Source organism: Ralstonia edaphi, from assembly GCF_958350185.1.
Lineage (GTDB): Bacteria > Pseudomonadota > Gammaproteobacteria > Burkholderiales > Burkholderiaceae > Ralstonia > Ralstonia edaphi.
This window is the reverse complement of sequence record NZ_CATWHI010000001.1, coordinates 298,210-311,111: the sequence shown is the minus strand read 5'-3', so window position 1 is coordinate 311,111 and position 12,902 is coordinate 298,210. Positions and strand designations below refer to the sequence as shown.

11 protein-coding genes are annotated in these 12,902 nt (G+C 66.1%); 8 read left to right on the top strand and 3 right to left on the bottom strand.

The genetic code is table 11. From position 1 onward, the window contains the following. Position 1 precedes the first annotated feature (1 nt). The 7 genes from R2669_RS01440 to R2669_RS01410 all read left to right on the top strand — a co-directional run bounded on the left by R2669_RS01440 (position 2) and on the right by R2669_RS01410 (position 9,187). On the top strand, positions 2–937 hold the full coding sequence (locus tag R2669_RS01440) for a tetratricopeptide repeat protein (RefSeq protein WP_316898135.1): 936 nt from the start codon (positions 2–4) through the stop codon (positions 935–937). Next, complete coding sequence (locus R2669_RS01435; RefSeq protein WP_316891220.1) at positions 934–1,263, top strand: DUF3613 domain-containing protein; 330 nt, start codon at positions 934–936, stop codon at positions 1,261–1,263. The genes R2669_RS01440 and R2669_RS01435 overlap by 4 nt, the downstream gene beginning before the upstream one ends. Before the next feature lie 64 nt (positions 1,264–1,327). Continuing rightward, positions 1,328–3,007, top strand: coding sequence for a TadG family pilus assembly protein (locus tag R2669_RS01430; RefSeq protein WP_316898133.1), 1,680 nt, complete (start codon positions 1,328–1,330; stop codon positions 3,005–3,007). A 15-nt stretch (positions 3,008–3,022) separates the two neighbouring features. Continuing rightward, positions 3,023–4,438, top strand: coding sequence for a sigma 54-interacting transcriptional regulator (locus tag R2669_RS01425; protein WP_147219226.1), 1,416 nt, complete (start codon positions 3,023–3,025; stop codon positions 4,436–4,438). Positions 4,439–4,544: 106 nt separating this feature from the next. Further along, positions 4,545–5,336: a DUF2968 domain-containing protein gene (locus R2669_RS01420; RefSeq protein WP_316891218.1), complete on the top strand. Its 792-nt coding sequence runs from the start codon at positions 4,545–4,547 to the stop codon at positions 5,334–5,336. 150 nt (positions 5,337–5,486) lie between these two features. Further along, positions 5,487–8,726: a bifunctional cytochrome P450/NADPH--P450 reductase gene (locus tag R2669_RS01415; protein ID WP_316898131.1), complete on the top strand. Its 3,240-nt coding sequence runs from the start codon at positions 5,487–5,489 to the stop codon at positions 8,724–8,726. 170 nt (positions 8,727–8,896) lie between these two features. Continuing rightward, on the top strand, positions 8,897–9,187 hold the full coding sequence (locus R2669_RS01410) for a hypothetical protein (RefSeq protein ID WP_009240655.1): 291 nt from the start codon (positions 8,897–8,899) through the stop codon (positions 9,185–9,187). 55 nt (positions 9,188–9,242) lie between these two features. Here the strand turns inward: R2669_RS01410 and R2669_RS01405 are convergent, their stop codons facing one another. The 3 genes from R2669_RS01405 to R2669_RS01395 form a co-directional block, all read right to left on the bottom strand. Then, positions 9,243–10,397 (bottom strand): Gfo/Idh/MocA family protein, encoded by a 1,155-nt coding sequence (locus R2669_RS01405; RefSeq protein WP_316898129.1) that lies wholly within the window; start codon positions 10,395–10,397, stop codon positions 9,243–9,245. Between the two features lie 152 nt (positions 10,398–10,549). After that, entirely contained in the window at positions 10,550–10,894 is a 345-nt protein-coding gene (locus R2669_RS01400; RefSeq protein ID WP_316898127.1) for an antibiotic biosynthesis monooxygenase family protein, read from the bottom strand. 48 nt (positions 10,895–10,942) lie between these two features. After that, a complete protein-coding gene (locus R2669_RS01395) occupies positions 10,943–12,082 on the bottom strand; it encodes a cytochrome P450 (RefSeq protein WP_316898126.1) in 1,140 nt (379 codons plus the stop codon). Between the two features lie 86 nt (positions 12,083–12,168). Between R2669_RS01395 and R2669_RS01390 the strand changes: the two genes are divergently transcribed. Further along, positions 12,169–12,885 carry an ArsR/SmtB family transcription factor gene (locus R2669_RS01390; protein ID WP_147215655.1) on the top strand — a complete coding sequence of 239 codons (717 nt, stop codon included), beginning with the start codon at positions 12,169–12,171 and terminating at the stop codon, positions 12,883–12,885. The last annotated feature ends 17 nt before the right edge of the window (positions 12,886–12,902 follow it).

The following is a 12,902-nucleotide window of genomic DNA, read 5'->3' as shown; positions in this document are numbered from 1 at the left end:
GATGACGCGCTTCCAAAACACCGCGTGCACCGGCCTGGCCGGCGTGGCCATGCTGACCATCCTGCTGGCGGGCTGCGGCTCGATGGCCACATCCGACATGAGCCTGCGCGCCGATGCCGACATCGAAATGGCCCGTCAGCGCCAGAGCCAGGAGAAGGCCGAGATCACCAGTCCGGCGACGTATCTTTCGTTGATTCGCAAGATGCAGGAGCAGGGGCTGTACTACGCGTCGCTCGCGCATATCGATGCCTACCAGCAACGCTATGGCCGCGCGCCCGAAATCATGCTGCTGCGTGCGGATGCTCTGCGTGAAACCGATCAACTTGCCGCAGCGGACGCCGAATACCGCGCGGTGGTCGGCGCGACCTCCGCCATGGGCGCGGGCACGCAGGGTGGATTGCTCAATGCCGCAGCCTGGCGGGGCTTGGGCATCGTTGCGGGCCGGCAGGGCAATTTTGTCGAGGCGGCTCGCCGGTTGCAGGTGTCGGCACAGGCCAATCCGACCGACGCCAGTACGGCAAGCGATCTCGGCTATGCGCTGATGCGCGCCGGCGAAGTGGAGCAAGCCCGCGTGCCGCTGATGCAGGCCCAGCAGATGGCCGTCGCCAGTCCGAAGATCGCCGGCAACCTGGTGATCTGGCTGACCGTGAACGATCGCAAGGACGATGCCGCGTCGCTGGCGGCGCATGCGCAGTTAACAGCCTCCGCGCGCAAGGCCATCGATGACGACGTCGCGCGCGTGCGTGCTGCCTGGCGGGATCGCCGTATTGCCCGGGAAACCACAACGATGACGCCGCGCGCTGTCGCAATTGGGCCCTCTGCCGCAGCGTCTGCCGGCGTCTCTGTCGCCCCCGCGGCGACTGCCACCGGCACATCGGCCCGCCCGCTGGCATTGCAGCGTGGCCGTCTGCTTGACACCTTGGAGGTTTCGCAATGACTTTCCGCATCCTGATGGCCGCCGGTGTGGCGGCATGGCTGACGTGCGGCGTCGCCGGTGCTCAGGGGTTCTCTGGCAGCGACCCGCAGAGCGCTGCAGCAGCACCCAAGATCGGCACCAACGTGAGTGATGCGACCCGCGCGCTGCTCAAGGCGCAAGCCGAGGGCACCTACGCGGGCGAGTTTGTGCCGTTGCGAGGCGAGCAGGCAGCGCTGGCTTATCAGCGCTACCTCAATTCGTTCAATCAGCCGATGCCGGGTCTGGCACAGCAGAACTCCGGAACGCGGGCGTCGACGGTCAACCTTGTCCAGCAGTCCGGGCGCTGACCGCTGCTCAATGCATCCCCACGCTGTGAGACGCGCCGCCGCCCCCCGTCTACGCCGAGCCGTCATGCTCCGCCGCCGCCTGCGTGGCGCGGTGAGCGTGATGACAGCCACGTTCGTCGCCACGGTCGGACTGGCGGTGTTGGTGTCGATCGACATCGGCAACCTGTTCTACACGCAACGCGCGTTGCAGCGTTCCGCAGATCTCGCCGCCATGGCGGCCGCCCAGCGGCTCGATTTGCCGACCGCCGCTCAGCAGGCAGTGGTGCAGAACGGGCTGACGGTGGATGGCACCAACATCACGCTGGCCGTTGTGCCGGGCGTGTGGGATGCGAGCGCGGGAACCGCTCCAACGTATTTCACGGCGCAAGCCGCGGTCGATGGAAATACGAACGCGGCGCAGGTGACGGTCACGCAGAACGTGCCGTATTTCTTCATGGTTGGCCAACGCAGGTTGCAGGCGACGGCGATTGCGAAAAACACGCCGGTTGCGTCATTTTCGTTGGGGTCCGGTCTCGCAGCCGTCAATGGTGGGCTGCTGAACCAGTTACTCGGAAGCCTTCTTGGCAACGCCAACCCTTTGAGTCTTAGCTTGGTTTCGTACCAAGGGCTGGCGAACACCAACATTCGGGTATCTGATCTGATGGCGGCTGTCGGTGTGGGCACCGTGCAGCAACTCGTTTCTGCCCAATTGACCTTGACCCAATTTTTCAATGCGGTCATCGCGGCGGGTGCGCAGAACGGGTTGGCCGGCGTCTCGGCCGGGACCGTAGCCGCGCCGAACACGCTGGTACTTGGCCCACTCTTGAGCGGCACGACGATCCATCTGGGGAACAGCGCGGGGACACCCGGCGTCCTGCAACTGCTTGCGGATGTGGGCAACGATCAGTCGGCGGCTGATGCAACATTGAACGTGCTCGACTTGCTCATGACGGCTGCACAGATTGCCAACGCTCAAAACGGTGCGACGATTTCGACCAATTTGGGATTGCCCGGTGTCGCGGGCCTCCCGGGTCTCGTGAATGTCGGTTTGTCGCTCAAGATCATTCAGCCGCCGGTCATTGCGATCGGCCCTCCAGGAACCGACGGGTCTGGTAATTGGCGTACGGTTGCCCGCACCGGGCAGGTAAGCCTGGGATTGAATGTTTCGGCTTCGGTGCTTGGGATTGTCAACATGAACGTCCCTATCGGCCTCATTGCTGCCGGTGCAAATGCGCACTTTGAAGCTGGCCATTGTCCTGTGCCCCGCAACGGCATATCCGCCGATTTTGGTGGGCAGTTGGCGCCGGTGTCGCTGTGCATAGCAAACGGATCCGGTACGGCAGCCAGTAGCATCACGGGGTATTCATGTCCCGCCGCGGCTGCACCATTGGTTCAGGCCAATGTTCTCGGCCTGCCAGTGACGGTGGCGTCGATCAGGGCCAGTATCAGCCCCGGCTCAACGGCAAACTGGACGCCCGACCCCACAACGCTGACGGTTGGGCAAACGGCGCGCGTCGCGGGTACAGGATCGTTCTTTACTTCGATTCTCAACAACTCGAGCCAAGTCCAGATAAACATCCTCGACCTGGGGCTGCTCAACCTTCTTGGCTTGTCGCAGGCTGTGCTGGCCACCACGCTCGGCCTTGTCGGCCAGACGCTGGACGCTGTGTTGTCACCTCTACTCGAAGTCCTCGGCATCCAACTCGGCTACGCCGACATCAAACTCCTCTCCCTCGACTGCGACGCCGTCGAGCTGGTTTACTGACATGGAAGCGACGACATGAAAACCGATCGCTGGGCGTACGAAACGCTTGAGATTTTTGTCTGGGAAGGCCGTCACGACATTGCCGATCGTGTGGCGCGGTTCATGGCGCCGTTCGGGGCGGAGGTGATCCGCGCGGGTGGGATCGATTTTCAGCCGGCCGAGCCTCGGCTGAAGCCGGCGGTGGCGGTGATCAGCGCGTCGGTGGTCGAAAGCGGCGGCTTTACGGTGCTCGACTGGCAGGCCGCGCAAGGCATGCCGGTGATCTGGGTGGCGGCGGATACGCAGCATGATTCCAGCCGCTTTCCGCCCGAATACACGTATGTGCTGGGCCCGGATTTTGGCGCGACCGAACTCCGGGCGCAGATCAGCAAGGTCCTGCCGTCGATGTCGTCTGCGCAGGCTCAAGCGCAGGATCAGAGCGACCTCGTGGCCGCATCGCCGGCTATGCATGGGTTGCTGGAGCAGGTGGATACCTTTGCCGATTGCGACAGCAACGTCATGCTTTACGGTGAAACGGGCGCCGGCAAGGAGCGCATTGCGCGTCTGCTGCACGACAAGAACAGCGTCTACGGCAAAGGCCCGTTCGTCGCGGTCAACTGCGGTGCGATTCCCGATGGGCTGTTCGAATCGCAGTTCTTCGGCCATGCCAAGGGCGCGTTCACGGGCGCCATGTACGCGCACCGCGGCTACTTCGAACAGGCCAACGGCGGCACGCTGTTCCTCGATGAGCTGGGCGACCTGCCGCTGTATCAGCAGGTGAAGCTGTTGCGTGTGCTGGAAGACAGCGAGTGCACGCGGCTGGGCTCGACGGTGCCGGTCAAGCTGGATTTCCGCCTGGTGGCCGCCACCAACAAGAACCTGCGCGAGATGGTCGCCACGGGCAAATTCCGCGCTGATCTGTACTTCCGCCTGGCCGTGATCGAGCTGCGCATCCCCAGCCTTGAGCAGCGCGGCGCGGATGACAAGATCGCGCTGCTGCTCTCGTTCCTGCGGCATTTGCTGGGCGACAAGACCTTCGATGCCATGCCGCCGGTGCCCGAATGGGTGCGGGCGTCGGTTGCCCGGGCCTACTTTGCCGGCAACGTGCGCGAGCTGCGCAACCTGGCCGAGCGCATTGGCATCACCCTGCGTCAGTTCGGCCGCTGGGACGAAGCGCGCATCCTCCCGCTGTTCGCCGGCCTGCAGCGCGACGCCTTCGAGCGCGAGGGCGGTAACGGCAGCCATGGCGGCTATGGCGAGCGCAGCAGCGGTGGAAATGGCGGTACGGGTGGCGAAGAAGAGCGCCGCCGCATCCTGGCCGCGCTGGACGCCAACAACTGGCGCCGCCAGGACACCGCGGCCACGCTCGGCATCAGCCGCAAGGTGCTGTGGGAAAAGATGCGCAAATACCAGATCGCCGACGGCGAAACCGAGCTGCGCGAGCTGGAGTGACGCCATACAACACCCTACCGCGCGGCGGGCGCCCGGCGCGCCACTCGGGCGGCGGATCGCGTATAGTTTTCGGCTGCAACACCTGCGCAGAATCCACAGGGTCGAGATGAGAACAAAAAAACAGTCAGGGAAAGCGTCGCACCGGGCGTTTCAGAGGGGATTGGCCATCGCGGCCGCAGTCGCAGTCGTGGCCGGTACGGCCGCCTGCACATCGGCCGTGGCGCAGAGCCCGGCCGCACCGCCCACCGCCATTGCACCGATTGCTGCCGCCGCGCCCGTGCCGGCATTGACCGCCACGGTTGGTCAGCCGGCTGCCACGGCGCCCGCCGCCAGTGCTGCCGCCACGCCCACCGGCACAGCCCGAACCGACGGTCCGGCATCTGCCAGCGCCGTATTCGAGCTGCAACAGCGCATGCAGGCGCATGAACTGTCCGAGCTGCGTACCACCTATAACGGGGCCTACGGCGCCAGCCTGCTGTTTGCCCAGAGCGACCTGACGTACTACGTCACGCTGTTCCAGCAGAAAGACCTTTGGCGCGTCATCAAGACCACCAATGAAGCCGCTGCCGAACGTCTGTACAGCGACTTCGCCCGGCAAACCCGCACGATGGCCGACCTGGAGCTGCAGCGCATCCGCCTGGAAGCCCAGAAGGAGCGTTCCGAGCGCCAGATTGCCGCCCAGCAGGAAAGGCTGCGTGGCCTGAAGACCGACCTGGATATCCAGCGTCAGCAGCAGGCCCAGGCCCAGGAACGACAGAAGGTCGCCCGCACGGAAGCCGAGGCGCTGGATATCGAACGCCGTGCCGCCCGTGCCCGCGTCGACGAACTGCAGCGTCAGATTCGCGAACTCGAAGCCCAGGTCAACGCGCCGTTCAATTCACAGCCGCGCCGCCGCTGATCCAGCGCTTCACATCGTCCCCAGATCGGGCGGCCTACGGGTCGCCCGATTCACTTTTAGGGGCCCGCATTCAAACATGGCGACTTTGTTTGATGCGGGGCAGGGCGGCGCGTACATTGGCGGACAACCCATTTTCGCAGTCGACCGCGCATGCGTTCCGCCTCCGAGTTACCCGCCAATGCCTCGCCCGCTGCGGCGGAGCCTATCCCGCAGCCCAAGGGCTTGCCGTGGCTGGGCAACCTGCTGCAACTCCCCAAAGACCGCCTGGCCCAGACGCTTCTGGAAACCAGCCGGCAGTTTCCCCAAGGTCTCTACCAGCTCGACTTTGCCGGGCGGCGCGTGCCGTTTGTCTATTCCGCCGATCTGGTGGCCGAACTCTGCGACGAAACGCGTTTTCGCAAACTGATCGGCCCGCCGCTCTCGTTCCTGCGCGCGGGGGCGGGCGATGGCCTCTTCACGGCGCATCAGGACGAGCCCAACTGGGGCAAGGCGCATCGCATTCTGCTGCCGGCTTTCAGCCAGCGTGCGATGAAGGGTTACTTCGACGTGATGCTCGATGTGGCCAATGCGCTGGCCGACAAGTGGGCGCGCCAGGGGCCAGACGCCGATATCCCCGTGGCCGACGACATGACGCGGCTCACGCTCGACACCATCTCGCTGGCGGGTTTCGGATACCGTTTCGATTCGTTCAACACGCCGGAGCTGCATCCGTTCCTGGCGGCCATGGTGGGGGTGTTGTCCGAAGCCATGGGCAAGCTCACGCGCCTGCCGCTCAAAGACCGCTTCATGCGCGAGCACCATCGCCGGTTCGAGCAGGACGTTGCCGCCATGCATCAACTGGTGGACGAGGTGATCCACGCGCGCCGTCAGGCAAAAGATGGCGGCGTCGGCGCGAGCGACTTGCTCGGCTTGATGCTCAACGCGCGCGATCCCCTATCGGACGAGCCGCTGGATGACACCAACATCCGCTTCCAGGTCATCACCTTCCTGATTGCCGGGCATGAGACGACGAGCGGGCTCCTGACCTTTGCGCTGTACATGCTGCTGCGCCATCCGGCCGTGCTGGCGCAGGCGTATGCCGAGGTTGACCGCGTGCTGCCGGGCGATACCGTGCCGCAGTATGCGCACCTCGCGCAGCTCGACGTGATCGAGCGCGTGCTGAAGGAAACGCTGCGCCTGTGGCCGACCGCCCCGAGCTTTGGCGTGGCGCCGTATGAAGACACGCGCATTGGCGGCCGCTACGCCATCCGCAAGGACCAGCGCGTGGTGACCGTGCTGCTGGCGCTGCATCGCGATCCGGCGGTGTGGGATCGCCCCGAAGTCTTCGATATCGACCGCTTCCTGCCAGAGAACGAAGCCAAGCTCCACCCGCACGCCTACAAGCCCTTCGGCAACGGCGAGCGCGCCTGCATCGGCCGCCAGTTTGCGCTGACCGAAGCCAAGCTGGCGCTGGCGGTGATCCTGCAGCGCTTTGCGCTGTCCGACCCGTACGACTACGGCTTCCAGATCAAGGAAACGCTGACGCTCAAACCGGACGGTTTCCGCCTGCGCGCGCGGCTGCGCAATGCGCGGGAGCGGCTGTCGATCGCCACGCCTGTGCGCACCGAGGCCGTCACGCAAGACGCCGCCGAATCTGCACTTGCCGGCGGCGGTGAGCCGATGCACGTGCTGTATGGCGGCAGCCTGGGCACCTGCCAGGACATCGCCGAGCAGCTCGCGGCCACCGCATCGCGTGCCGGGTTCGACGCCAAGGTGGCGCCGCTCGACGCCATTGCCGATGCGCTGCCGCAGCAGGGCACGCTCATTGTGGTGGCCGCCACCTACAACGGCCGTGCGCCGGACAGCGCCCGCACCTTGGAGGCGCGGCTGGACGCGGCCGATGCGCTTACCCGCCAGGCAACCGGGTTGCGCTATGCCGTCCTGGGTTGCGGCAACTCGCAATGGCCCGCGTTCCAGGCGTTCCCGAAGCGAGTGGAAGCGATGCTTGTGGCAGCCGGCGCGCAAGCCATCGTGCCGCGTGGCGAGGCGGACGGAAATGCCGGTTTCGATGCTGCCGTCGACGCCTGGACGCGCAGCCTGTGGAGCGCCCTGGGCACCCGCCAGACACACGCCGACGGCCCGTCCGTCCACGTCGACTACGTTGCGCCTGATGCGCTCCGTGCCGCCACGCTGCCGCCCGCCGCACGCGCGATGACGGTGCTCGCCAATGAAGAACTCGTCAGCGACGCCACCGGCCTGTGGGATTTCACGCGCGAAGCGCCGCGCGGCCCCACGCGTCATCTCACGGTGCAGTTGCCCGACGACGTGAGTTACGCCACTGGCGACCACCTCGCCGTCTACCCGCGCAATGCCGATGACCGTGTCGACGCGGCCATCACGCGGCTTGCGTTGGAGGGCGATGCGCTCGTCACGCTGACCGCACGCCATGCGCACGTGCGGCATTTGCCGCTGAACCAGCCGGTGTCCGTGCGCCAGTTGCTGCGCGATTTTGTCGAGCTGCAGGACACCGCCACCGTGCGCGATATCACCGCGCTGCACGCGGCCACGCGCTGTCCGTTCACGCGCGGTCAGCTTGCCGTCTGGCTCGAAGGCGATGACGCGGCCGAGCGCTTCGACCGTGACATTCAAGTCGCGCATGTCAGCGTGCTCGATCTGTTGATGCGCTTCCCCGCGATCGAGCTGACGCTGGAGGCGTTTCTCGCGCGGCTTGGGCCGATGCGCTCGCGTTTCTATTCCATCGCGTCGTCGGCGCGGGTGTCGCCGGGCGTGGCCGCGCTGACGGTGGGCACGGTGTCGGGGCCGGCGTGGTCTGGCGTCGGCACGTATCGCGGCACGGCATCGAACTACCTGGTGACGCTGCATGCGGGGGCGGAGATCGCCGCCGCTGTGCGCACGCCCAATCCGCCGTTCACACCTGAACCCGATGCCAGCAAGCCGATGGTGCTGATCGGTGCCGGCACGGGCATCGCGCCGTTCCGGGGCTTCTTGGAGGAGCGCGCCGCGCAGGAGGCGGCAGGCGAGGCGGTGGCAACGTCCCTGCTGTGCTTCGGCTGCCGCCACCCCGAGCACGACTTTCTCTACCGCGACACTTTGCGGGCGTGGGAAGACGCAGGCGTGGTGCGCGTCTTTCCTGCGTATTCCTGCGTGGCGGAGCATCCGCATCGCTTCGTGCAGCATGCCCTGTGGGATGCACGTGAAGCCGTGTGGGCGGCGTTCGATGCGGGCGCCACGTTGTATGTCTGTGGCGACGGCCGTGCGATGGCGCCAGCGGTGCGCGACACGCTCATCCGCATGCACCAGGCGCGCTACGGCAGCGATCTGTCGACCGCGTCGGACTGGTTGGCGGCGCAGATGCAATCCGGCCGCTACCGGCAGGACGTCTTCAACTGACGCTCCGATAAGGTTGCTGCAGGTGTTGTGGCGCTGCCGCATCGGCTGCCCACTTGAGCCGGGGCCGGGATGCCACATGTTACGATTTGCTCCTTGGAGTACCGCGCTTTTGGCCCAGCGACGCCCTGTCAGGCGCGTCCGGCGCAGTGGCTCCATGAGGAGAAATGAGAATGTGGCGCCGAATCAAAGCGTCCTGGATGGCGATCTTTCTGGTCACCCTGCTGGGTGTCGGGTACTTGTGGATGTACCGTTTTGAGCCGCTGCTCTCCGGCGAGGCCGGCAGCGATGTGTTTGTGTGGGACCGCTGGACCCACCGCGTCTGTGCGCTGACCGACAACGGCGAAGCCACGGAATGGCGTTGCGATAACGCTATGGAAACCGACGGCTCCAGCAGCAACACCAATTCGGATGTCTCGATCCGCAAGCGCATGCGCGACGCCGTGCAGCGCATCAATCTGTAAATCCTGAGTCCCACGCCCGCCGTTCGTTGCGGGCGTTTTTCTTTTTCGGTTCTCCTTATCCCTGGCTGGGTTCAGCCGCGTCCACCAGTTCCGGCGACGGCACAGGCGGCAGCTTGCGCACCTGCGCAGTCTCCATGCGGCCTTGACGCTGGAACGGCCCCAGGTTTTGCGGCTGGCCCGATTCGAGCGCGCGCTCGATGGCGGCCAGTACGCGCACGTCGGCCAAGCCTTCTTCGCCATTGGGCTCGGGCTCTCGGTTGTTGAGGATGCAATCCGAAAAATACTGCAGCTCGCCGCCAAACTGGTCGGTCGCGTCGAACGCCTGTTCGTGCGTCTGGCCGTCGATGGTGGCGCGGTATTTCAGCCCAACGCCAAACATGAACCCAGGCGAAACTTCCAGATCGCCCTTTGTCCCGAGAATGCGGTACTGGTCGATGCTTGCTCCGCTGTAGCTGACGACGAACTGGGCGACGCGGTGCTCGGCAAAACGCAGTGTCACGCTGACGGTGTCGTCGAAATTGAACGGGAGGTCGGGGTCGCGCACGCCGCAGGCGGACACCTCGATCGGCTCTTCGCCAAAGAGATTGCGCACCGCGTTGATGGGGTACACGCCCATGTCGGACACGGGCCCGGCCCAATAGCCGTGGTTGGCGCGGTGGTTGGACGGCGCCACCGATTGGCTGAACACGGCCGAAAACGCGCGAATGCGGCCCAGCTTGCCGCCTCGCACCAGTTCAATGGCGGCCAGTGTGGCGGGCTCGAAGTGCAGCCGGTAGGCAATCATCAATTTCGCATTGCCGTTGCGGGCCGCGTCGATCATCGCTTCGCAATCGGCCTCGCTGGTGGCCATGGGCTTTTCAAGCAGGACGTGGATGCCGCGCTGGAGGGCGGGCAGGGCGTACTGCCGGTGCATGTCGTTGGGCAATGCAAGGTAGATCGCGTCGATATCGCCCGAGGCGAGCAGTTGCTCGTAGTCCGCATAGCCGTGGACATGCTCGATGCCGTAGCGCTCGGCCAGTGCGGTGGCCTTGGCTTCGTCGCCGGTGACCAGCGCCGTGACGACGGAGTTGCCGCTTTGCGCTACGCCGGGCAGGAACGCGGCCTGGGAAATCCACCCGGCGCCGACCACGGCATAACGCACCGGACTCTGAACGGTGCGGGCTGGAGCGACTTGCGGCTCACGTTCAGCCTCATGAGAAGCGGTATTCATGACAATTCCTTTGCAATCGTTGCGCACGGCAGCATGCCGGGGCCGTGATGCGGCGTGCTCGGCCGTGCGGGTTCTGACTGATTAAGCAAAGGTGGTGCCCGGTGGGCGCAAAAGGCGTCACATCGGGCCCGCAGAGGTGCGCGGCCCTGCGCTCAAGCGTGCTCGGCGCGGCTGTCGGTCGGGGCTTCGTCGCGCTCGGTCATGCCGTAGTCGCGCACCACGTGGGCGATGCGCAGGCGGTAGTCGGCAAACGCGTGGTCGCGGCCGACGTGCTGCGCGCCGCGGTGCTGCTCCATGTTGCGCCAGGCCTTGACGGCCTCTTCATCGCGAAAGAACGACAGCGAGAGCATCTTGTCCGGATTGGTGATGCTCTGGAAGCGCTCCACCGAGATGAAGCCATCGACCTGCTCGAGCAGGGGCTTCAGCCGTGCGGCAAGGTTGAGGTAGGTGTCGCGCTGGCCTTGTGCAGGCTCGACTTCAAAGATGACGGCGATCATGGCAAGTCTCCTGTGGGGTGTTTTCGTGATGCGTTCGGGGGTGCAACTTCAAGCTTGAAAGCGGGGAATGCGCGCATTGGGCGAGGGGCGGTATGTCAACTTGCCAAGGCCGGCGAGCCATCGGTCGACACCCGGCAGGCTCAGCAGATGCTGCACCGTTTCGCGCGCGATGGTGGTTGCCAATGCGTCGGCGGGGCAGCGGTGCGCGCCGCCGCCGAACGTCCACAGGCGCGGCGCTGCGCGGTCGATGTCGAAGCGTAGTGGGTCCGGGTTGGTTGTGCCATCCACGTTGGCGGCGGCCAGCACCACCAGGATCTTGTCGCCGGCGCGCAGCGGCTGGTCGAGCAGCGCGATATCGTGCGCGACGAAGCGGCGCGTGTTCTGCACCGGCGCATCGCGGCGCAGGACTTCACGCACAAAAGGCTCGATGGCGAGCGGCTGCGCGCGCAGCCGGGCAGTCAACCCGGCGTGCCGCGACAGCGCAACGATGCAGTTGCCAAGCAGCCCGGCGCAGGCGTCGTAGGTTTGCGCGAGCAGGGCGGCGAGATTGGCGATGTCGGCGTCGTTGTCATCGTCACCGCCGGCGAACGGCGAGTCGGCAAAGCGCTGCTGCAGGCGGCCCACGGCGGCATCGGCCTGCGCGACCACCCCTGCGCTGGCCCCCGGGCCCAACGCGGCCAGGTAGGCGGCAATGTCGGCCTGGCAGGCAGGTGCATCGGCGTGATCGCCCAGCAGCGTTTGCGCCATCGTGGCGAGCGGCACGCGAAAGTGGGCATCGGTATCCAGCGCGGCATCCAGGCTCGCTGCGTCGGGCAGAGTAGCGCGCGCTTGCCGCTGCGCGCGGCTGGCCAGCGCCGATACATCCAGCCGGCCCAACGCGGCCATCACCTTGGCTTTGCGTGTGCTGTGATCCGGCCCGTCGATCTGGCGCACGAGGCGGCCAAAAAATGCGCCCGTGGGCGTTGCCGCAACGGCCTGGGGCACCGGCTCTTCTGCAGGCCGTACGCGACACGCGGCGCTGCCCAGCACGGCATCGACGGCTTCGGCGCCGGCGGCCACCCACCAGCCGAGCGTGGCATCGAAGAAGAACGGACGCGTGGCGGCCAGTTCGGCGTAGTAGGGCGCGGGGTCGGCATGCACGATGGCTTGCAGCACGTCGGCGGGCGGGGCGGTGTCGAGGGCGGTCATCAGCGTGGGGCGGGAGTAAGATGGCTCCCATTCTCTGGACTGGCCGCCCGCCTGTCACGCGCCAACAGTTTGGTCTCCATCGAACCATGACCGCATCTTCCCCAGCCACCGCATCGACAACCCAGCCGGACATCGGCCGCGTGGCCGCCACCATTGGTGATCCGACCCGGATCCGCATGCTGCTGCTGTTGATGGAAGGCCGCTCGCTCACCGCCAAGGAACTCGCCTACGGCGCCGGTGTGGAGCCCGCCACGGCCAGCGCGCACTTGCGCCGGCTCGAGGCCGATGCGCTTATCACCTCGTTGTCGAGCGGACGCTACAAGTACTTCGGGCTGCGCTCTCCGGCGGTGGCGGAGATGATCGAATCGCTGCTGGTGGTCGCACCTGAAAAACCGGCGGACCCGCGGCGCTCAGCCGTGCCCGAAAACCTGCGTGCCGCACGCCTGTGCTATGACCACCTGGCCGGGCAGCTCGGCACGGAGGTGTCGGAGAAATTGCTGTCGCGCGGCTGGCTGACGCAGCTCGATGAAACGCATGGCGCCTACGACGTCACGCCCGAAGGTGAGCAGGCGCTGGCCGCCATCGGCGTCGACGTGAATGCACTGCGCAATGGCCGACGCCGCTTTGCTTACGGCTGCATGGATTGGAGCGAACGTCGCCCGCATCTGGCAGGCGCGCTCGGGGCCGCCGTGGCGGAGCGCTGCATCGCGCTGGGGTGGCTGGCGCGGCAAAAGCATTCGCGGGCCCTCAACATGACCGAGGTCGGGCAGCGCGAACTGCATGCGTGGCTGCGCACGGCGTAGGGCCGTGCTGTTGTGCG